At 71.7% G+C, this 21,526-nt stretch carries 17 protein-coding genes; 5 read left to right on the top strand and 12 right to left on the bottom strand.

Annotation, left to right across the window (positions count from 1 at the left end):
* Positions 1-140 precede the first annotated feature (140 nt).
* The 3 genes from ACFV5H_RS23630 to bldG form a co-directional block, all read right to left on the bottom strand.
* Positions 141-2,546, bottom strand: a complete 2,406-nt coding sequence (locus ACFV5H_RS23630; protein ID WP_385054331.1) for a sodium-translocating pyrophosphatase — start codon at positions 2,544-2,546, stop codon at positions 141-143.
* Positions 2,547-2,864: 318 nt separating this feature from the next.
* Entirely contained in the window at positions 2,865-3,302 is a 438-nt protein-coding gene (locus ACFV5H_RS23625; RefSeq protein WP_385054334.1) for an ATP-binding protein, read from the bottom strand.
* Between the two features lie 111 nt (positions 3,303-3,413).
* Complete coding sequence (bldG, locus tag ACFV5H_RS23620; protein ID WP_003991900.1) at positions 3,414-3,755, bottom strand: anti-sigma factor antagonist BldG; 342 nt, start codon at positions 3,753-3,755, stop codon at positions 3,414-3,416.
* 79 nt (positions 3,756-3,834) lie between these two features.
* Between bldG and ACFV5H_RS23615 the strand changes: the two genes are divergently transcribed.
* A complete protein-coding gene (locus ACFV5H_RS23615) occupies positions 3,835-6,339 on the top strand; it encodes a DEAD/DEAH box helicase (RefSeq protein ID WP_385197127.1) in 2,505 nt (834 codons plus the stop codon).
* Between the two features lie 205 nt (positions 6,340-6,544).
* On the opposite strand, the gene ACFV5H_RS23610 is transcribed toward ACFV5H_RS23615, so the two are convergent.
* From ACFV5H_RS23610 to ssd, 7 genes are all read right to left on the bottom strand, one after another.
* Complete coding sequence (locus ACFV5H_RS23610; protein WP_385197250.1) at positions 6,545-6,994, bottom strand: Rv3654c family TadE-like protein; 450 nt, start codon at positions 6,992-6,994, stop codon at positions 6,545-6,547.
* Between the two features lie 35 nt (positions 6,995-7,029).
* Positions 7,030-7,395 (bottom strand): TadE family type IV pilus minor pilin, encoded by a 366-nt coding sequence (locus tag ACFV5H_RS23605; protein WP_385054340.1) that lies wholly within the window; start codon positions 7,393-7,395, stop codon positions 7,030-7,032.
* The gene (locus tag ACFV5H_RS23600; protein WP_385054343.1) at positions 7,382-7,591 is read right to left on the bottom strand and encodes a DUF4244 domain-containing protein; all 210 of its coding nucleotides are present in this window, start codon (positions 7,589-7,591) and stop codon (positions 7,382-7,384) included. The genes ACFV5H_RS23605 and ACFV5H_RS23600 overlap by 14 nt, the downstream gene beginning before the upstream one ends.
* 67 nt (positions 7,592-7,658) lie before the next feature.
* On the bottom strand, positions 7,659-8,447 hold the full coding sequence (locus tag ACFV5H_RS23595) for a type II secretion system F family protein (RefSeq protein WP_385054345.1): 789 nt from the start codon (positions 8,445-8,447) through the stop codon (positions 7,659-7,661).
* A complete protein-coding gene (locus ACFV5H_RS23590; RefSeq protein WP_385197125.1) occupies positions 8,444-9,319 on the bottom strand; it encodes a type II secretion system F family protein in 876 nt (291 codons plus the stop codon). Before ACFV5H_RS23590 ends, ACFV5H_RS23595 begins: the two co-directional genes overlap by 4 nt.
* Positions 9,316-10,521, bottom strand: a complete 1,206-nt coding sequence (locus ACFV5H_RS23585; protein WP_385054350.1) for a TadA family conjugal transfer-associated ATPase — start codon at positions 10,519-10,521, stop codon at positions 9,316-9,318. The genes ACFV5H_RS23590 and ACFV5H_RS23585 overlap by 4 nt, the downstream gene beginning before the upstream one ends.
* Positions 10,518-11,624 carry a septum site-determining protein Ssd gene (gene ssd, locus ACFV5H_RS23580; RefSeq protein ID WP_385197124.1) on the bottom strand — a complete coding sequence of 369 codons (1,107 nt, stop codon included), beginning with the start codon at positions 11,622-11,624 and terminating at the stop codon, positions 10,518-10,520. The genes ACFV5H_RS23585 and ssd overlap by 4 nt, the downstream gene beginning before the upstream one ends.
* 580 nt (positions 11,625-12,204) lie before the next feature.
* Between ssd and ACFV5H_RS23575 the strand changes: the two genes are divergently transcribed.
* Positions 12,205-13,038 carry an HAD family hydrolase gene (locus ACFV5H_RS23575; RefSeq protein ID WP_385054355.1) on the top strand — a complete coding sequence of 278 codons (834 nt, stop codon included), beginning with the start codon at positions 12,205-12,207 and terminating at the stop codon, positions 13,036-13,038.
* A gap of 393 nt (positions 13,039-13,431) precedes the next feature.
* On the opposite strand, the gene ACFV5H_RS23570 is transcribed toward ACFV5H_RS23575, so the two are convergent.
* Positions 13,432-14,256 (bottom strand): oxidoreductase, encoded by an 825-nt coding sequence (locus ACFV5H_RS23570; protein WP_385054357.1) that lies wholly within the window; start codon positions 14,254-14,256, stop codon positions 13,432-13,434.
* A 101-nt stretch (positions 14,257-14,357) separates the two neighbouring features.
* On the opposite strand from ACFV5H_RS23570, the gene ACFV5H_RS23565 reads away from it, so the two are divergent.
* A complete protein-coding gene (locus ACFV5H_RS23565; RefSeq protein ID WP_385197122.1) occupies positions 14,358-15,338 on the top strand; it encodes an ATP-binding protein in 981 nt (326 codons plus the stop codon).
* A 3-nt stretch (positions 15,339-15,341) separates the two neighbouring features.
* Here ACFV5H_RS23565 and ACFV5H_RS23560 read toward each other — a convergent pair whose 3' ends face one another.
* Positions 15,342-16,613, bottom strand: coding sequence for a hypothetical protein (locus tag ACFV5H_RS23560; RefSeq protein WP_385197120.1), 1,272 nt, complete (start codon positions 16,611-16,613; stop codon positions 15,342-15,344).
* Between the two features lie 248 nt (positions 16,614-16,861).
* Between ACFV5H_RS23560 and ACFV5H_RS23555 the strand changes: the two genes are divergently transcribed.
* Both ACFV5H_RS23555 and acs read left to right on the top strand, forming a co-directional pair.
* On the top strand, positions 16,862-19,285 hold the full coding sequence (locus ACFV5H_RS23555) for a SulP family inorganic anion transporter (RefSeq protein ID WP_385197118.1): 2,424 nt from the start codon (positions 16,862-16,864) through the stop codon (positions 19,283-19,285).
* A 197-nt stretch (positions 19,286-19,482) separates the two neighbouring features.
* Complete coding sequence (acs, locus tag ACFV5H_RS23550) at positions 19,483-21,438, top strand: acetate--CoA ligase (protein WP_385197116.1); 1,956 nt, start codon at positions 19,483-19,485, stop codon at positions 21,436-21,438.
* The last annotated feature ends 88 nt before the right edge of the window (positions 21,439-21,526 follow it).

The following is a 21,526-nucleotide window of genomic DNA, read 5'->3' as shown; positions in this document are numbered from 1 at the left end:
CTCTTACTGGTACATTTCCACCACTGCCCCCCCCCTGCCACGCCCGCCCTCGCCCTGCCCCGGGGCGGGGGTCGGGGGGGGCCCGCCCCCCACCCCCCCCCCCCCCGCCCGCACCTTGATCCGATGTCCGCCGTCCGGCTCTAGGAAACCACCGCCGGATCGGCCGACTTGGGCTCCGGCTCGGGGTCGTCCTCGTCCTCCACCGCGATGCCGCGCCGCTTGGACACGTACACCGCGCCGACTATGACGAGCAGCGCCAGGACCGCGATGAGCACCCGCATCCCGACGCTCCTGTCCGCGCCGTAGGAGAACTTGATGACCGCGGGCGCGATGAGCAGCGCCACCAGGTTCATCACCTTCAGCAGAGGGTTGATCGCGGGTCCGGCGGTGTCCTTGAAGGGGTCTCCGACGGTGTCGCCGATGACGGTGGCCGCATGGGCCTCGCTGCCCTTGCCGCCGTGGTGGCCGTCCTCGACGAGTTTCTTCGCGTTGTCCCAGGCGCCACCGGAGTTGGCGAGGAACACCGCCATCAGGGTGCCCGCGCCGATCGCGCCCGCGAGGAAGGCGCCCAGGGCGCCGACGCCCAGCGTGAACCCGATGAAGATGGGCGCCATCACGGCGAGCAGTCCGGGTGTGGCGAGCTCGCGCAGGGCGTCCTTGGTGCAGATGTCGACGACCTTGCCGTACTCCGGTTCCTCGCTGTAGTCCATGATCCCGGGCTTCTCACGGAACTGCCGCCGCACCTCGTAGACCACCGAACCCGCCGACCGCGACACCGCGTTGATCGCCAGTCCCGAGAAGAGGAAGACGACCGCCGCGCCCGCGATCAGGCCGACGAGGTTGTTGGGCTGGGAGATGTCCATCATCAGGCTCATCGGCGCGCCCTCACCGCTGAGCCGCTCGCCCACGTCTCTCGCCCCGGTGGTGATGGCGTCCCGGTACGAACCGAACAGCGCCGCCGCCGCCAGTACGGCCGTGGCGATCGCGATGCCCTTGGTGATGGCCTTGGTGGTGTTGCCGACCGCGTCCAGGTTGGTGAGCACCTGGGCGCCCGCGCCCTCCACGTCGCCGGACATCTCGGCGATGCCCTGCGCGTTGTCGGAGACCGGGCCGAAGGTGTCCATCGCGACGATCACACCGACCGTGGTGAGCAGTCCGGTGCCGGCCAGCGCCACCGCGAACAGCGCCAGCATGATCGACGTACCGCCGAGCAGGAACGCCCCGTACACGCCGAGTCCGATCAACAGGGCGGTGTAGACGGCGGATTCGAGACCGATCGAGATACCGGAGAGGACGACGGTGGCCGGGCCGGTGAGCGAGGTCTTGCCGATGTCCCGCACGGGACGCCGGGTCGTCTCGGTGAAGTAGCCGGTGAGCTGCTGGATGAGGGCGGCGAGCACGATGCCGATGGCCACCGCGACGAGCGCGAGGATCCGCGGATCGCCGTCCTTGCCCAGGATCGCCTCGTCGGTGACGCCGTCGAGATCGGCGTACGACGACGGCAGATAGACGAACACGGCGATCGCGACCAGGACGAGCGAGATCAGCGCGGAGATGAAGAAACCCCGGTTGATCGCGCTCATGCCGCTGCGGTCGGCGCGCCTCGGGGCCACCGCGAAGATGCCGGCCATCGCGGTGAGGACACCGATGGCGGGCACCAGCAGCGGGAAGGCGAGCCCGGCGTCGCCGAACGCCGCCGAGCCCAGGATCAGCGCGGCCACCAGGGTCACGGCGTACGACTCGAACAGGTCGGCCGCCATGCCCGCGCAGTCGCCGACGTTGTCGCCCACGTTGTCGGCGATGGTCGCGGCATTGCGCGGATCGTCCTCCGGAATGCCCTGCTCGACCTTGCCGACCAGGTCGGCGCCGACGTCGGCGGCCTTGGTGAAGATGCCGCCGCCGACCCTCATGAACATCGCGATCAGCGCGGCCCCGAGACCGAACCCCTCGAGCACCTTCGGGGCGTCGGCCGCGTACACCAGCACCACACAGGAGGCGCCCAGCAGGCCGAGGCCGACGGTGAACATGCCGACGACGCCGCCCGTACGGAAAGCGATCTTCATCGCTTTGTGCGAGACGGCGGTGAGATCCTTTTCCGGCTCGCCCTCGGCCGGAGTCGCTTCGCGCGCCGCCGCGGCGACCCGCACATTGCTACGTACGGCGAGCCACATACCGATATAGCCGGTGGCCGCCGAGAACGCCGCTCCGATCAAGAAGAACACCGACCGTCCGGCACGCTGATTCCAGTCGTCCGCGGGCAGCAGCATGAGCAGGAAGAACACGACCACGGCGAATACACCGAGGGTGCGCAACTGGCGGGCCAGATAGGCGTTCGCGCCCTCCTGGACCGCTGCCGCGATCTTCTTCATGCTGTCGGTGCCCTCGCCGGCCGCGAGAACCTGGCGCACCAGGACTCCGGCGACCACCAGGGCCGCCAGCGCGACGACGCCGATGACCACCACGAGCAGGCGGTTGTCGTCGGTCAGCACGGCGGCTGCGAGGGATGTGGACTGGCCCGACTCTTGTGTGAGGGAAAGCCCCGCCATTCGTCCTCCTTGACGCTTGGGCTGAGCTCAAGATGTGGACGGGATTGTAGGTACCGGAAGCAGATCAAAACAGAGCGCGTGAAATGTAAATGTCCTGTACGCGATCTTCCCTAATGATCGCCTGCGGTCGGCGACCGGAAATCGGTAATGCCTTTGGAGCATTCACGTGATCGCATTTTCGTGGCACGGTTGGTCGTGAACGAATTCACGCGATCAACCGCACGAGACCACTGTAAGCGCGGGCACTGACACCCGCACATGACGAAGGGCCCCACGAGGGGGCCCTTCGGAAAAACGGTCGCCGTCCGGGTGAAGCGGTCAGGCGAGGAGGGTGGCCGGCGGCACGGTGGGCCACCTCATGCGGATCGATCCGCCGTGCTGCCCCGCGCTGACCTCGACGTCGTCGACGAGTCCGCTGATGACCGCGAGGCCCATCTCGTCCTCCTCGGTCTCCGCGTCGGCGTCGCCCGGCGCGTCACCGGGCGCCCGCTCGCCGGGGGTCGCGTGGGGCGCCTCGTCGCCGACCTCGATGGAGAACTGCTTCTCCTCCTCGATCAGCAGCACCTTCACGGGGGCCGAGATGCCGCCGTTCCGGTGCAGTCCCACGGCACGGGTGCAGGCCTCGCCGACGGCGAGTCTGACCTCGTCGAGGACGGCCTCGTCCACTCCGGCCCTGCGCGCCACCGCCGCCGCCACGAGCCGGGCGGTCCTGACGTGCTCGGGCAGCGCGCTGAAGCGGAGTTCGACGGTGGCCATGCATCCCCCTCGCGACTACGGGCGTGCTGTGGAGAGGCCGGGCCGCCGAAAGCCCGGCCCTCCTCCTGGTTCTCTTCCGCCGTCCGGGCACGCGGCCCGGGAGCGGGGTGGTCAGTCGGTGGCCGCCACCGCTTCCTCGACCGAGGTGTGGATCGGGAACACCTTGGTGAGGCCGGTAATGCGGAAGATCTTGAGAATACGCTCCTGGTTGCAGACCAGGCGCAGTGAGCCCTCATGGGCACGGACGCGCTTCAGGCCGCCGACCAGCACGCCGAGTCCGGTGGAGTCGAGGAAGTCCACACCTTCCATGTCGACGACAAGGTGGAAACTGCCGTCGTTCACCAGCTCGACCAACTGCTCGCGCAGCTTGGGCGCGGTATATACGTCGATTTCGCCACCGACCCTGACGATCGTGCGATCGCCCATGGTTTCGGTCGACAGGGACAGGTCCACGGATCCTCCAGCACCTAGCTATCGAGCGGTCGCCCTTGGGGCATCTCGGCTCAGCCCCCGGGACGGTTCGCCAGCCGCGATGGCATTCAATCACTTACCGGCAGGCGTGCACGACGCCTTGGCCCCATTGTCCGTCACGCCAGTGACACACTCGGTGCCGATGGCCAAGAATCACCGATCCGATCGACCCCCGACGGACCTCCCGTCCGGGCCCGCCCCGGGCGCGGTCCTGGACCGGCTCGCGTCCGGACCGAACCGGGCTTCGCGCATCACTCATACGGAGCACTTGCCCCCGCGCGAGGGTCGCCATGCCGTCTGGCCGGACCGGATCCGTCCGGAGATCCTCGCCGCCGTGCGGGCCGCGGGCGTCGAACACCCCTGGGCCCACCAGGCACGCGCCGCCGAGCACGCCCTGGACGGCGAGTCCGTCGTGGTCGCCACCGGCACCGCGTCCGGCAAGTCCCTTGCGTACCTCATGCCCGTCCTGTCCACACTCCTGGACGGCGCCGAGGCCCCCAACGGCCGCGGCGCGACCGCCCTGTACCTCGCCCCCACGAAGGCCCTCGCGGCGGACCAGTGCCGATCCGTGAAGGAACTTTCACAACCACTGGGCCATTCGGTGCGCGCGGCCGTCCACGACGGCGACACGCCGTTCGAGGAACGCGAGTGGATCCGCCAGTACGCCAACTACGTGCTGGCCAACCCGGACATGCTGCATCGGGGCATCCTGCCGGCCCACCCCCGCTGGTCCTCCTTCCTCAAGTCGCTGAAGTACGTCGTCATCGACGAGTGCCACACCTACCGGGGCGTCTTCGGCTCGCACGTCGCCCAGGTGCTGCGCCGCCTGCGCCGCCTGTGCGCCCGCTACGGCGCCTCGCCCGTGTTCCTGCTGGCCTCCGCGACCGCCGCCGAGCCCGCGGTCGCCGCCCGCCGCCTCACCGGTGTGCCGGTCGTGGAGGTGGCCGACGACGCCTCACCGCGCGGTGAACTGGTGTTCGCCCTCTGGGAGCCGCCGCTGACCGAGCTGCACGGCGAGAAGGGCGCACCGGTCCGCCGTACGGCCACCGCCGAGGCCGCCGACCTGCTGACCGACCTCACCGTGCAGGGCATCCGCTCGGTCACCTTCGTACGCTCCCGGCGCGGCGCCGAGCTGATCTCCGTGATCGCCCAGGAACGCCTGGCCGAGGTCGACCGCTCGCTGGCCCGGCGTGTCGCGGCGTACCGGGGCGGCTACCTCCCCGAGGAGCGCCGCGCCCTGGAACGCGCCCTGCACTCCGGTGAACTGCTCGGTCTCGCGGCGACGAACGCCCTCGAACTCGGCGTGGACGTCTCCGGCCTGGACGCCGTGGTCATCGCCGGCTATCCGGGCACCCGGGCCTCCCTGTGGCAGCAGGCCGGGCGCGCGGGACGGTCCGGGCAGGGTGCCCTCGCCGTCCTGGTAGCCCGCGACGACCCCCTGGACACCTTTCTCGTCCACCACCCGGAGGCTCTCTTCGACCGGCCCGTGGAGTCCACCGTCCTCGACCCCGACAACCCCTACGTGCTCGCCCCGCACCTGTGCGCGGCGGCCGAGGAGCTGCCGCTGACCGAGGAGGACCTGGACCTGTTCGGCCCGGCCACCGGGGAGCTGCTCCCGCAGCTGGAGGCCGCGAAGCTGCTGCGCCGCCGGACGAAGGCCTGGCACTGGACCCGCCGGGAGCGGGCCGCCGACCTGACCGACATCCGGGGTCAGGGCGGCCGGCCGGTCCAGGTCGTCGAGGCCGGTACGGGCAGGCTGCTCGGCACGGTCGACGCGGGCGCGGCCCACACGAGCGTCCACGAGGGCGCGGTCCATCTGCACCAGGGCCTGACGTATCTCGTCCGCTCGCTCGACCTGGAGGACTCCGTCGCCCTGGTCGAGCGGGCGACGCCGACGTACACGACGGTGGCCAGGGACACGACGTCGATCTCCGTGCTGGAGACGGACACCGAGATCCCGTGGGGCGACGGCCGCCTGTGCTACGGCTCCGTCGAGGTCACCAACCAAGTGGTCTCCTTCCTGCGCCGGCGGGTCATCACCGGCGAAGTGCTGGGCGAGACGAAGCTCGACCTCCCTCCTCGTACGCTGCGCACCCGCGCTGTGTGGTGGACGGTCACCGAGGACCAGCTGGACCGCGCCCGGATCAACCCGGAGATCCTCGGTGGTGCCCTGCACGCCGCCGAGCACGCGTCGATCGGCATGCTGCCGCTCTTCGCGACCTGCGACCGCTGGGACATCGGCGGTGTCTCGATCCCGCTGCACCCCGACACGCTGCTGCCCACGGTCTTCGTCTACGACGGTCATCCGGGCGGTGCGGGCTTCGCGGAGCGCGCCTTCCACACCGCCCGCGCCTGGCTCACCGCCACCCGTCAGGCCATCGCCTCCTGCGAGTGCGACGCCGGCTGCCCCTCCTGCATCCAGTCCCCCAAGTGCGGCAACGGCAACGACCCCCTGCACAAGCGGGGCGCGGTACGACTTCTCACGGTGCTGCTGGAGGGCGCACCGGCGGAGAAGCCGGAGGGTACGGAGGACGCCGCGGGAGCGGCCGGGACCGCTGGGGCGTAGCCGGGCCCGACACCGGCGCCCGAGCCTGACACGGAACTCGGTCCTGACACGGAACTCGGTCCTGACACGGAACTCGGTCCTGGTGCGGAACGCGACCTGAAGCGGAACGCGGGCTTGATGCGGAGCCAGGTCCTGTTCCGGCTCCACGCCCGATCCCGCTCCACGCCTGATCCGGAACCCGGGCCGCATCCGGAACCCGGGCTGGTCACGGCGCCCGGGCGGAGCCCTGTGCCGGCCCCGGCGCCCCGGCTCCGCCCTGAGTCCGAGCCGGCCCCGGCACCCCGAACCCGCCCGGAGCCGCCCCTTGGCGCGGAGGTTCCGCAGGCCCCGCCCTGGCCCTGATCTCCGCCGCGAACGGCCCCCGTCCCGACACCACCGACACGTCCGACACCTCGCCGGTGATCACGCACCGTACGAGCCGTGTGCCCTGTGCCCGGGCCACCCGGTCCGCCCGGGCGCAGGCCGCCGTACCGCCCCGCGTCCAGTGGTCCGCCGCCGCGAGCGCCGCCAGATCCGCGCCGCCGGCCGCCCGGTGCCGGACCACGACGGCGTGTCCCAGGGCAAGGACGACGCCGAACACCACACACAGCACGGCGATCGCACCGACGCTCCAGACGGTCGCCGACCCCCGGTCGGAACACCGTGCGGGCCGCAGCCCGTCCGCCGGCCGCCGCACCCGGAACCGGGCCCTCACGCCGCCGCCCCCACCGTCTCCTCCACCGCGGCGACGGCCTCCTCCCGCAGGTCGAAGGGCAGCCCGCGCAGGACCGGGGGCCTGGCCTCGACGACCACCCGGACCTGCTCGGCCTCCCGGCTCACCGTGACTCTCGCGCCGGGCGGTGCCACCGCGCGAGTCGCCTCGACAACGGCGTCAGGGGGATCCTGCCGGGCCGCCGCGCGGGCGCCCGCGCGCGCCGCGTCGACGCACTGGATCTGCGCCGCCACCACCAGCAGGCCCCAGACCAGTGCCGTCGCGAACATCACCAGCACGGGCAGCACCATGGCCGACTCCGCCGTCACGAACCCGCGGTCCGCACGCCGCTCACACCCGGCCATCGAGTGCCTGTTGCACGATGTTCCGCAGCGCCGCGGCGACCGGTCCGCTGGTGACCACCTTGTAGAGCACGACGGAGAACGCCACCGCCGCCACGATGCCCATCGCGTACTCCGAAGTCACCATTCCTGTGTCCCTCCGTGCCGTACGCACCTTGCACACCAGGGCACGCAGTCGTGCCCGTACCGCCTGATACATCTCAACCCCCGTATGGAGTAGTCGTACTGATCTCGTGAGCCCTGCCGCTGCCGTCGGTCGTCTCCCGTCAGGCACCACCTCCTCCCAGCACCCCGCCCGCGAGCCCGATCACCACGGGCAGCACGCCGACCGTGATGAACGCGGGCAGGAAGCACAGCCCCACCGGCGCGCTGACCATGACGGCCGCCCGCCGGGCCCGTGCCGTCGCCGCGCGGGTCCACTCCGCGCGGGCCTCGGCGGCGAGCCGGGCCACGGGAGCGGCCAGGGGAAGTCCGGACACATCGGCCCGCTCCAGCAGCCGGGCCAGGTGCCGGGCGCCCTGCACCGACGCCAGCCGGCGCCATGCCGCGGCCGGTTCACCGCCGAGCCGTACCTCCGCCGCGCCCCGCGCCAGCGCCTCCCCGACCGGCCCGCCCAAGGTTTCTCCGACGGCCTGCGCGGCGAGTACCGGGCCGGCGCCCGCCTCGATACAGGCGGACAGCAGGTCGGCGGCGAGCGGCAGTTGATGTCCCGCCCCGGCGGTGTCCGTCTCCCGCGCGTGCGGAGCGGCGGCCTTCTGCCGCAGGCGCCACCACCACACTCCGGCCGCGACGGCCGGCCCCGCCACCGCTCCGGCGGGACCTCCCACCAGCACCCATCCGGCACCCGCCACGCCCGCGTACGGCAGCCAACTCCGCGCGACGCGCAGCAGCGTGTGGTGCGCGGCGGTCGCCGTCCGTTCCAGGGCCAGCACCTCGGCCAGTCGCCGCCGTGCTCTCCGCTCGCGCCGCGCGCGGCCCCACCACCCCGCCAGCCAGGCGAGCGTGAACACCGTCCCCACCACTGCCCCCAGCCTGTGGACAAGGTCCCCGCTCATGCCGCCCCCTCCTCGGCGCCCCGCATGATCCGCAGCGCCCACCACAGCCCCAGACCCTCCAGCACCCCGCCGACCGCCAGACAGACCAGTCCTGACGGTGTGTGCAGCAGGATGTGCAGCGGGTCGGCGCCGAGAGCCGCACCGAGGGCCAGGCCCACGACCGGGAGCCCGGCGAGCAGCACCGCCGTCGCGCGGGCGCCGGCCAACTGGGCACGCAGGTCGGCCCGCTGGTCCCGTTCGGCGCACAGCGCCGCTTCCAGCCGGTCGAGTCCGGCCGCGAGCCCGGCTCCCTGGTCCACCGCCACCCGCCAGCACGCGGCGAGTCCCCGCAGCCCTTCGGCACCCGGTTGCCGTGCCGCCCGCGCGAGCGCCTCCGGGACGTCCCCGCCGAAGCGCGCCGCCGCGAGCACCGTCGCCTGTATGTCACCGAGTCCGCCGGAGTCCCGCGCGGCCGGCAGCAGCGCCTCACCCGGCTGCCGTCCGGCGCGCACCTCCCCGGCGAGCGCCCCGCACAACGCGATCACCGCGTCGCCGCGGCCCTCCCGCGCGCGGCGTTCCCCGGCGGTCCGCCGCACCCGTCTCAGCAAAGGCACCCCGGCCGCCCCCGCGACGACCGGCAGCAGCGACGCACCCAGCACCGCCAGCACCAGGCCGGCGGCCAACGACCACCACTCGGCCCGCAGCCGCCCGCGCGTCCGCCCCCACGCGCGGGTCATCCGGGGCCACCCCGGCGGTCCGCTGCCCACCGCGCCTCCGCCGGCCAGCAGCAGCCGCGTCCGCCTGGCCCCGGCATGCCCTCCGCCCAACAGCCAGGCCGCGGTCCCCAGGCACGCCACGGCCGCACCCGTCGACACCTCGGTCGTCCCGTTCATCCTCCGATCCCCTCGTCCGGTCCGCCGGTGTTCGCGTTCCGGAGCAGCTCCCGCAGGCGCTGCCATCCCCGCTCCCGGGTGAAGGCCTGCGGGCCCCACCGCAGCGCCGGCACCGTCCGCACCAGCCCTGACGGGTCCCGTTCCAGCACGTGCACCTCCGCGATCCGCCGCCGCCCGCTCCGGTCGCGTACGAGGTGCAGCACCACCGAGAGGGCGGCCGCCGCCTGGCTGTGCAGGGCGAACCGGTCGAGTCCGGCGGCCGTACCGAGTGCCTCCAGCCGGGCCGGTACATCGGTGGCGGCGTTGGCATGGACCGTTCCCGAGCCGTCGTGGCCCGTGTTGAGGGCGGCCAGCAGATGGACCACCTCCGGGCCGCGCACCTCACCGACGACCAGCCGGTCCGGCCGCATCCGCAGTGCCTGCCGCACCAGGTCCTCCAGGGTGACCAGGCCCGCGCCCTCCTGGTTGGCGGGTCTGGTCTCCAGGCGCACGACGTGCGGGTGGTCGGGCCGCAGTTCCGCCGAGTCCTCGGCCAGGACGATGCGCTCGTCCGGCCCGACCAGCCCCAGCAGCGCGCTCAGCAAGGTCGTCTTGCCGCTGCCGGTCCCTCCGCTGACGAGGAACGACAGCCGCGCGTCCAGCAGTGCCCGCAGCACGCGGTCCCCGCCCGGCGGGACCGTCCCGGCCGCCACGAGCTCGTCGAGGGTGAAGGCGCGCGGTCGTACGACCCGTAGCGACAGGCAGGTGCCGCCGACGGCCACCGGGGGCAGCACGGCGTGCAGTCTGGTCCCGTCGGGCAGCCGCGCGTCGACCCAGGGCCGGGCGTCGTCCAGGCGCCGGCCGGCCACGGCGGCGAGCCGCTGGGCGAGGCGCCGGACGGCCGTCTCGTCGGGGAAGGCCACCTCGGTCGGTTCCAGCCCGCCGCCCCGGTCCACCCAGACCCGGTCCGGCGCCGACACCAGCACGTCGGTCACCGAGGGCTCGGACAGGAGCCGTTCCAGCGGCCCGCTGCCGACCAGCTCGGACCGCAGCTGCTCGGCCGCTCCGAGCACCTCGGCGTCACCGAGCACCCGCCCCTGGTCCCGCAGCGCCTGCGCCACCCGCGCGGGCGTCGGCTCGGCCCCGCTCTCGGCCAGCCACCGCCGCACCCCGTCGAGCAGGCCGGGAGGCATGACCGTTCCGCTCGTCACCGGCCTCCTCATGCCGTCCTCGCCTCCACCAGCGCCCGCTCCCAGAACTCCTTGCAGAAGCGGGCCAGCGGGCCCCGGCCCGAGACCCCGGGCGGCCGGCCCGCCTCGTACGGGCGCCGCAGGGCGGGCTCGGCGGGCACGTCTCCGGCGAGGGGCAGCCCGAGCAGCCGGGCCACCTCACGGTCGTCCAGCCCCGGCGCGTACGGCCCGCGTACCGCCACCCGCAGATCACGCAGGACCATGCCCACGGCGGAGGCGACGCGGCCCGCCGCCGCGACGGCGCGCAGTTCCGCGGGGACCACGAGGAGTCCGAGGTCGAGCTGGGCGAGAACCTCGGCGACCCCGTCGTCGACGCGGCGCGGCAGGTCGACCACGACGGTGCCGCCCCCGCGCCGTGCCGCGGCAAGCACCGCGCGTACGGCCCTGGGCGGTACGGCGAGGCAGTCGCCGCGGTCCCAGCTGAGCACCCTCAGCGAGTGCAGTTCCGGCAGTGACTCCTCCAGGGCGCCGCCGCCGACCCGGCCGTGTGACGCGGCGAACGCCGGCCAGCGCAGCCCTTTGGCCGTCTCGCCCCCGAGGGCCACGTCGAGTCCGCCGCCCAGCGGGTCGGCGTCCACCAGGAGGGTGCGCAGTCCCTCACGCGCGGAGGTGACGGCGAGCGCGCACGCGAGCGTGGACGCCCCGGCGCCGCCCCGGCCGCCGATGACACCGACGGTCAGGGCGGGCCGTCCGACGCCTTCGGCCACGTCGGCGATGCGGTCGACCAGCCACTGCTCGCCGTCCGGCAGCATCAGCACGTGGTCGGCGCCGATCTCGACGGCCCGCCGCCAGACCCCGGAGTCGTCCTGGTCGCGGCCGACCAGCACCACTCCCGGCCTGCGTGCCGCTCCGCGCACCCGTCGCGCGGCGTCGTCCCCGACCAGGACCAGTGGTGCGGCCTCCCAGCTGCCCCTTGGTTCCGGCACCGTGTGATGGACCTCCGGTGTGGCGCCGGCCGCCGCGCACAGGCGCAGCAGGTCGTCGAGGAGCCCGGCGTCCTCGGTGAGGATCAGCGGTGCGCCAGGCCGGCCTCCTCCGGAGGCCGGCGGCGGATCGTGGGTGATGGTTCCGGACATGTTCGTCCCCCTTTGCTGCATCTCTCGCGCAGCCCCTGCGGCCCCGCGATTCCCAGACGTGTGAAGAGCCGGCAAGCGGTTCTTCTTTGAACGGCCGGCGGAAACCGGCCGTACGCGGCCCGACAAACGGAACCGGGTGTGAACTCGCGGTGAGCGGGCGCGTCGGAATCACGATGCGGCGATCCGGAAAAACATGTGGATCTTGGTCGATAACTGTGGACGGGGCGGCGCCTGTGAATATCGCGGTCACCCGGACCGGTGAGTCCCGCACACCCCCTGTGCGACTTCCGTAAAGCAGTCCTACGACTACCGCGGGTAACTATTCATGGACATGACAGATGACCATGAGCGCGGCACCGGCACGATGCACCAACCACGAGGAGAATGAGGAAAACCCACCCGGACATGCGACGACCCCCGCCGGGGGGGAGAGCGGGGGTCGTCCCCACGGCCGACTCGGGGGGGGAGGAGTCGGACCGGGTTAGACACGGTCGCGAACGATCCGTGACTTCCATGGTGTACCCGAGAGCCCTCTCAGGCAAACCCACACGCCCCACCTTACGCCGAATGGGCTGCGCCTATGCTCAAGGACGTGGAAAACCACTCGATGCCCCGCACAGCCGCCTTCTTTGACCTGGACAAGACGGTCATTGCGAAGTCGAGCACGCTCACGTTCAGCAAGTCGTTCTATCAAGGCGGCCTGATCAACCGCAGGGCTGTCCTGCGCACCGCGTACTCCCAGTTCGTGTTCCTGGCCGGCGGCGCCGATCACGACCAGATGGAGCGGATGCGCAAGTACCTGTCCGCACTGTGCCGCGGCTGGAACGTCCAGCAGGTCAAGGAGATCGTCGCCGAGACACTGCACGACCTGATCGACCCGATCATCTACGACGAGGCCGCCACCCTCATCGAGCAGCACCACACCGCGGGACGCGACGTCGTGATCGTGTCCACGTCGGGCGCCGAGGTCGTCGAGCCGATCGGCGAACTGCTCGGCGCGGACCGGGTGGTGGCCACCCGTATGGTCGTAGGTGACGACGGGTGCTTCACCGGCGAGGTGGAGTACTACGCGTACGGCCCGACCAAGGCCGAGGCGGTCCGGGAGCTGGCGGAGTCGGAGGGCTACGACCTGACCCGGTGTTACGCCTACAGCGACTCGGTGACCGATGTGCCGATGCTGGAGTCCGTGGGCCACCCGCACGCCGTGAACCCCGACCGCGCACTGCGCCGGGAGGCCCTCGCGCGGGAGTGGCCGATCCTCGACTTCCACCGGCCGGTACGGCTCAAGCAGCGCTTCCCCGCGTTCTCCGTACCGCCGCGCCCCGCCCTGGTCGCGGCGGCCGCCATAGGCGCCGCGGCGGCCACCGCGGGCCTCGTCTGGTACGCGAGCCGACGCCGTACGACGGTCGCCTGACCGCCTCCCGCGCGAGCCGCCCCGCCGATCGTCGGCCGCGAACGCCCCGTCGGTGCCCGTTCGGGTCGGCTTTGAGGGCAAAAGTAAAGAAGCAGGGTGAGGGCTTCCGCTTGCTTCGCACCCGGAGTACAAAGGACTTAACGGCCCGCGAGACCAGGGGCATCCGCGAGGATCACCCTCACCAACGCATGTGTGGCCCCACGGACCGAGCATGAACACCGGGAACCCACGCGACGTCGACCCGTCGATTACGGGCCAGCCGCACCAGGTGACGGGCGAAGTTCCCGACCTGATGGGCACATATCGAGGACGCCTGGTAACGCGGTGGACATGCCAGCGGCGGTACGAGTATTCGTACCGCCGCATTTCTGCCGGGTCCTTCTCCAGCCCCTTTTACGCGGCCCCGCGCTGGAGCGCCTCGCACACGGCCGTCGACTCGCGCGCCCCCAGCTCGACCGCGCGCCCGCAATGGGCGATCCAGGCCGCCACACCCTCGGGGGTACCGGAGACATACCCCTCCAGCGCCTTGATGTAGGCCTCCTGACCCAGCTCGGCGTGCCCGACCTCCGCCGGGCAGACCGACTTGGGGTCGAGACCGCTGCCGACCAGGACGATGCGTTCGGCCGTACGCGCGACCAGGCCGTTGTGGGAGGTGAAGGGGCGCAGCGCGAGAAGTTCGCCGTGCACGACGGCGGCCGTCACCAGCGCCGGGGCGGAACCGCCCGCGATGATCAGCTCGGACAGCCCGTCCAGCCGGCCGTGCGCCTCCGCCGCGCTCGGCAGACCGAGTCCGATCAGGGGCTCGTCGACCGGCTCGCCCTCCTGCCGGGGGCGTCCGACCCGCTCGGCCTTGTCGGCCGCCGCGACCAGGTGCAGCCGGGCCAGGACCCGCAGGGGCGACTGCCGCCAGATGGACAGCAACTGCCCCGCCTCGGCGGTCAGCCGCAGTGCCGCGCCCATCGTGCGGGCGCCGTCGTCGCCGCTGAAGTCGCTGCGCCGGCGCACCTCCTCCAGGGCCCAGTCCGCGCCCGACAGCGCCGCCGAGCCACGGGCGCCGCGCAGCGCCGCCTCGGAGGTGATCTCGTTGCTGCGCCGCCGCATGACCCGGTGCCCGTAGACCCGGTCCACGGCCTTGCGCACGGACTCCACGGAGTCGGCCACTCCGGGCAGGGAGCCCAGGGCGGCGAGCGGGTCGGCGGTCGCGCCTGTCGTACTCATGAGTACGACACTACGCACCTCCGGCGCCCGCCCCACGAAGGAGTGGTCTTCTTCACGCCCGACTGCCACATAAAGCTACCGTTCCATTACGCTTGGTGAACATGAAAATTGCTTTCGTGGGGAAGGGCGGCAGCGGAAAGACGACCCTGTCCTCCCTGTTCATCCGTCATCTCGCGGCCGTCGGCGCCCCGGCCGTCGCGGTGGACGCCGACATCAACCAGCACCTCGGGGCCGCACTGGGCCTGGACGAGGCGGAGGCGGCCGCGCTGCCCGCGCTGGGAGAGCACCTGCCGCTGATCAAGGACTACCTGCGCGGCACCAATCCGCGCATCGCGTCCGCCGAGACGATGATCAAGACCACTCCGCCCGGTGAGGGCTCCCGGCTGTTGCGGGTGTGCGAGGACAATCCGGTCTACGACGCCTGTGCGCGGCCGGTGGAACTCGACGGCGGGGCCGTCCGTTTGATGGTCACCGGCCCCTTCACCGACGCCGACCTGGGGGTCGCCTGCTACCACTCCAAGACCGGAGCGGTGGAACTGTGTCTGAACCACCTGGTGGACGGCCCCGGCGAGTACGTCGTGGTCGACATGACGGCCGGCTCGGACTCCTTCGCCTCCGGCATGTTCACCCGCTTCGACATCACGTTCCTCGTGGCCGAGCCGACCCGGAAGGGGGTCTCCGTCTACCGCCAGTACAAGGAGTACGCCCGCGACTTCGGCGTCACCCTGAAGGTCGTCGGCAACAAGGTGCAGGGCCCGGACGACCTCGACTTCCTCCGCGCGGAGGCCGGGGAGGACCTGCTGGTGACGGTGGGGCACTCGGACTGGGTCCGGGCCATGGAGAAGGGCCGGCCGCCCCGGTTCGACCTCCTGGAGGAGCCCAACCGGGACGCGCTGCGCCTGCTGCACTCGGCCGCCGACGCGACGTACGAGTCGCGCGACCGCGAGCGTTACACCCGCCAGATGGCGCACTTCCATCTGAAGAACGCCCGGTCGTGGGGCGACGAGCGCACCGGGGCCGACCTGGCGTCCCAGATCGACCCCGGTTTCGTGCTCGGCGAGAACGTCACGGCGTCCGCCTGACGCTCACCGTTTGCCGGCCGGGGCTCCGGGCACCCCCTTGGGGGCCGGCGCGGAATCGCCGGACAGGAAGGACCTCCAGCCCTTCTTCGGGGCCTCGCCGACGCCCAGCGTGCGCAGTTTCGCCAGGGTCCCCGGGTCCTGGGCGTCCAGCCAGTCCACCAACTGCCGGAAGGAGACACAGCGCACGTCGGGCTTGGTGCACACCTCTTCGACGACCTCCTCGACGGCCCGCATGTAGGTGCCGCCGTTCCAGGACTCGAAGTGGTTGCCGATGATCAGGGGTGCCCTGTTGCCCTTGTAGGCCCGCTCGAAGCCCCGGAGGAGGCCGTCCCGCATCTGGTCGCCCCACATCTCGTGCTTGGCGGGGTCGCCCTGGGTTGTGGTGCCGGACTGGTTGACCATGAAGTTGTAGTCCATGGTGAGCTGTTCGAAGGAGTGCCCGGGGAAGGGCACGAGCTGCATCGACAGGTCCCACAGACCCTGCTTCTTCTTCGGCCACACCTGGTCGTTGACCCCGCTGGTGTCGTAGCGGAAGCCCAGGTCGCGGGCGGCCTTCATGAAGTTCTTCTGCCCCTCCAGGCAGGGGGTGCGGGCGCCGATCAGCTCCTTGTCGTAGTCGAAGGGCAGCGGGGCCGAGTTCTTCATGCCGGTGTTGGTCTTCCAGGTCTTCACGAAGCGCTTGGCCTGGGCGATCTCCTCCTTCCACTCCGCCACCGACCATTCGCCGACCCCACCGCCGCTGCCGCAGAAGTGCCCGTTGAAATGGGTTCCGATCTCGTTGCCCTCGAGCCACGCGAGGCGCAGCTGCCTCACGGTGTCGGCGATGCCCTCCTGGTCGTTGAAGCCGATGTCGGAGCGGCCCGGGGAGTGCTGCGGCGGGCGGTACAGATCGCGTTTCTCCTCCGGCAGCAGGTACACGCCGCTCAGGAAGTACGTCATGGTCGCGTTGTTCTCCTTGGCGACCTCGCGGAAATGCGAGAAGAGCCTCTGGCCGTCCTCGCCCGCGCCGTCCCAGGAGAAGACCACGAACTGCGGGGGCTTCTCACCGCGCTTCAGCCGCTCGGGCCGGGGCAGGTGCGGCTGTGCCCCGGTGTACGCGGTGGAGCCGTCGCCGATCAGCCGGACGACGTTCTTCGGTGCCGGAGCCGGCTTGGCCTTCTCCTGGTCACGCGCCTGCTCGCCGGTGCTGTCGGTGCCGGTCCCGCAGCCGGCGAGCGAGGCGACGCAGACCGCGACGATCACAGTGCCCGTGGCGATTCCGCGGGTGGCGGCCATCCGCCCACCTTCTTCCTTCTCTCGGGCCGAGCTCGATGAGGGCTTCGTCTGGTGCAGTGCCGGTCCAGGCCGACAGCGCCGTCAAAGTCGCACGGAAAGAAGAAGGAATTAGTACGACAAGCCGATGAAATGGCTGCATCACCCGCCAGGGTGGTTGATTCATCCATTTGCCCGGAAAGTCTATGCCAGTCCTTTACTCTCAATTACGATCCGTTTACAGATTGTTGATGTACGAGAGAAGGGAAACCATGTCCGCCTGTGTTCCCGCCCGTGCCGCCGACTCGGATCGGACCGAGCGCGCCCACCCACCCCACAGCCCGCCACCGCCCGGCCCTCGACACCCGCGTATCGCGGGAGCCGACCTGTCGGCCTCGATCGCGGTCTTCCTGATCGCCCTCCCGCTGTCCCTCGGCATCGCCCTCGCCACCGGCGCGCCGCTCCAGGCCGGCCTGGTCGCCGCCGCCGTGGGCGGAATCGTCGCCGGGCGGATCGGCGGCTCCCCGCTCCAGGTGAGCGGTCCCGCCGCCGGACTCACCGTCGTCACCGCCGACCTCATCCAGCACTACGGCTGGCGGACGACCTGCGCCATCACCGTCCTCGCCGGAATCTCCCAGCTCGGTCTCGGCTGCCTGCGCGTGGCACGCGGCGCGCTCGCCGTGAGCCCCGCGATCGTGCACGGCATGCTCGCCGGCATCGGCGTCACCATCGCCGTCGCCCAGCTGCACATCGTCCTCGGCGGCACCCCGCAGAGCTCCGTCCCCGACAACCTCCTCGCCCTCCCCGCCCAGTTGGCGAACCTGCACCCCGCGGCCCTGTCGGTGAGCCTGCTGACACTGGCCCTGCTGCTGCTCTGGCCCCGGATCCCGGGCCGCGCCGGACGCGTTCTCCGCACGGTGCCGGCGGCACTCGTCGCCGTCGCCGGAGCCACCGCGGTCGCCGCCGCGGCCGGCCTCGTCCTGCCCAAGGTGGACCTGCCGTCCTGGCGCAACCACGCCCTGGCCGGGCTGCCCGAGGGACCCGTGCTCGGCCTCGCCGCCGCCGTGCTCACCACGACGCTGGTGTGCAGCGTGCAGTCGCTGCTCGGGGCCGTGGCTGTGGACAAGCTGGTGTCCGGCCGCCCCGGATCCGGCCAGGTCGGGCGCTCCGACCTGGACCGTGAACTGCTCGGTCAGGGCGCGGCCAACATCGTCTCCGGCTCGCTCGGCGGGCTCCCGGTGGCCGGAGTGGCGGTCCGCAGTTCCGCGAATGTCAAAGCGGGTGCCGTGAGCCGGAACTCCACGATGCTGCACGGCGTTCTCGTAGTGATCGCCGCGCTGCTGATGGTCCCGCTCCTGGAGCTCATCCCGCTCGCCTCGCTCGCCGCCCTGGTGATGGCCGTCGGCATCCAGATGGTGTCCCTGCACCACATCCGCACGGTGACCCGCCACCGCGAAGTCCTGGTCTACGCCGTGACCACCCTCGGCGTCGTGTCCCTCGGCGTCCTGGAGGGCGTGGCACTGGGCATCGCCGTCGCCGTCGGCGTGGCCCTGCACCGGCTCACCCGCACCCGGATCACGCATGAGGAGGAGGAAGGAGTCCATCACGTACACGTACGAGGTCAGCTGACGTTCCTCGCGGTGCCACGGCTCAGCCGGGCCCTGCACCTCGTCCCCCAAGGGGCCGACGCGGTCGTGGCGCTGGACGGCTCCTTCATGGACCACGCGGCGTACGAGACACTGCAGGACTGGCAGAGCACGCACACCGCGCGGGGCGGCACCGTCGAGATCACCGGCCGCCGCGCCGGGGTCCGGATCGCCGAGCCCGCGGCCCTCATCTCCGGACACCCGCCCGACGGGAGCGAGGAGGCCGGCGCGTCCGACGCCGACTGCCGCTGCCGGCCCTGGACGGCCTGGCGCAACCACCAGTGCGAACGCCCACGCCCCCTGCCGGGCGGAACCGACGGCACGGAGGCAGCGGACGGCGCGGAGAGAGCCTATGAAAGTGAACCGGAGCCGGCCGGAACCGGCGGCCACGAACTGCGGCGCGGCATCAGCGCGTTCCAGCGCAACACCGCTCCCCTGGTGCGCGGTGAGCTGGCCCGGCTGGCGCGCGAGGGACAGCGGCCCGGACAGCTGTTCCTGACCTGCGCCGACTCCCGGGTGGTCACCTCGATGATCACGGCCAGTGGTCCGGGAGACCTGTTCGTGGTGCGCAATGTCGGCAACCTCGTGCCGCCGCCCGGCGCGGAGAGCGGCGACGACTCGGTGGCGGCCGCCATCGAATACGCCGTGGAGGTGCTGGCGGTCCGGTCGATCACGGTGTGCGGGCACTCGGGGTGCGGTGCGATGCAGGCACTGCTCGACACCGAGCCGGACGGCACCCGCACACCGCTGAGACGCTGGCTGCGGCACGGCCGGCCGAGCCTGCGGCGCATGGGCGACGGCAGCCTGCCCCCGTCACGGCTGGCCGGGCGGACCCCCACCGACGCGGTCGAGCAGCTCTGCCTGACGAACGTGGTGCAGCAGCTGGAACATCTGCGCGCCCATGAATCGGTGGCCCGGGCCATGAAGGACGGGGCCCTGGAGCTGCACGGCATGTACTTCCACGTGGGTGAGGCCCAGGCGTATCTCCTCACCGAGCGGGACGAGGAGAAGGTGTTCGACCGGGTCCGGTCCGCGGACCTGGCGATGTGAGGTGACCCGTCCGGGTGTGAGAGGCGTTACACACCTTGAACCGGCTTACGCCGGGGCCCGTGGGAAGGGGTGTCGCACACCACGCCACTCCACCCGACAGGTCTAAACCAATTTCCCGTCGGCCCTTGTCAGCGCACCCTTGGGTCTGATGAGCTGTGGCCTGGGACACAACGGACACCCTGGGAAAGGCAGATGCCGTGAGCAATGAAAGCCTGGCCAACCTTCTGAAGGAGGAGCGTCGCTTCTCGCCCCCCGCCGACCTGGCCGCGAACGCCAACGTCACCGCGGAGGCGTATGAACAGGCCAAGGCTGACAGGCTCGGCTTCTGGGCCGAGCAGGCCCGCCGGCTGACCTGGGCCACCGAGCCCACCGAGACCCTGGACTGGTCGAACCCGCCGTTCGCCAAGTGGTTCAAGGACGGCGAGCTCAACGTCGCCTACAACTGCGTGGACCGGCACGTGGAGGCCGGGCACGGCGACCGGGTCGCCATCCACTTCGAGGGTGAGCCGGGCGACAGCCGCGCCATCACCTACGCCCAGCTCAAGGACGAGGTCTCCAGGGCTGCCAATGCCCTGCTGGAGCTGGGCGTCCGGAAGGGCGACCGGGTCGCCGTCTACATGCCGATGATCCCGGAGACCGCGGTCGCGATGCTGGCCTGCGCCCGCATCGGCGCCGCGCACTCCGTCGTCTTCGGCGGCTTCTCGGCGGACGCGCTCGCCACCCGTATCCAGGACGCCGACGCGCGCGTCGTCATCACGGCCGACGGCGGCTACCGGCGCGGCAAGCCCTCCGCGCTCAAGCCGGCCGTGGACGAGGCGGTCGCCAAGGCCGGCACCGTCGAGCACGTCCTCGTCGTCCGCCGCACCGGCCAGGACGTCGCCTTCACCGAGGGCCGCGACGTGTGGTGGCACGACCTGGTGGAGCGGCAGAGCACCGAGCACACCCCTCAGGCGTTCGGGGCCGAGCACCCGCTGTTCATCCTCTACACCTCGGGGACGACGGGTAAGCCGAAGGGCATCCTGCACACCTCCGGCGGCTACCTGACCCAGACGGCGTACACGCACTGGTCGGTCTTCGACCTCAAGCCGGAGACCGACGTGTACTGGTGCACGGCCGACGTCGGCTGGGTCACCGGGCACTCCTACATCGTCTACGGCCCGCTCGCCAACGGCGCCACCCAGGTGATGTACGAGGGCACGCCGGACACCCCGCACCAGGGCCGCTTCTGGGAGATCGTGCAGAAGTACGGCGTGACGATCCTCTACACGGCGCCCACCGCGATCCGCACGTTCATGAAGTGGGGCGACGACATCCCCGCCAAGTTCGACCTCAGCAGCCTGCGGGTGCTGGGCTCGGTGGGCGAGCCGATCAATCCCGAGGCGTGGATCTGGTACCGCAAGAACATCGGCGCGGACCGCACCCCGGTGGTGGACACCTGGTGGCAGACCGAGACCGGCGGCATCATGATCTCGCCGCTGCCGGGCGTGACCGACGCCAAGCCGGGCTCCGCCCAGACCCCGCTGCCCGGCATCGCCGCGACCGTCGTCGACGACGAGGCGAACGAGGTGCCGAACGGCGGCGGTGGCTACCTGGTCCTCACCGAGCCGTGGCCGTCGATGCTGCGCACCATCTGGGGCGACGACCAGCGGTTCATCGACACGTACTGGTCGCGCTTCGAGGGCAAGTACTTCGCCGGTGACGGCGCCAAGAAGGACGACGACGGCGACATCTGGCTGCTCGGCCGGGTCGACGACGTCATGCTGGTGTCCGGGCACAACATCTCCACCACGGAGGTCGAGTCCGCGCTCGTCTCGCACCCGTCGGTCGCCGAGGCGGCCGTGGTCGGCGCGGCGGACGAGACGACCGGCCAGGCGATCGTCGCCTTCGTGATCCTGCGCGGCACGGCGGCGGAGAGCGAGGACCTCGTCGGCGAGCTGCGGGGTCACGTGGGCGCCACGCTCGGCCCGATCGCCAAGCCCCAGCGGATCCTGCCGGTGGCCGAGCTGCCGAAGACCCGCTCCGGCAAGATCATGCGCCGCCTGCTGCGGGACGTCGCGGAGAACCGCCAGCTCGGCGACGTCACGACGCTGACGGACAGCGCGGTCATGGACCTCATCCAGGCCAAGCTCCCGGCGGCACCCGGCGAGGACTGAGCGGGCAAGGACGGCGGCGCCCGGCGCACCCCTGCGCCCGGCGCCCCCCCCGGGGCCTGGTGGGACCCCCGAGCGGTGGGGTATAAAC

Origin of the sequence: Streptomyces sp. NPDC059787 (genome assembly GCF_042732315.1) — a bacterium.
Classification (GTDB): Bacteria; Actinomycetota; Actinomycetes; order Streptomycetales; family Streptomycetaceae; genus Streptomyces; species Streptomyces atrovirens.
The sequence above is the reverse complement of the archived record's forward strand: the minus strand, read 5'-3'. Positions and strand labels throughout refer to the sequence as shown.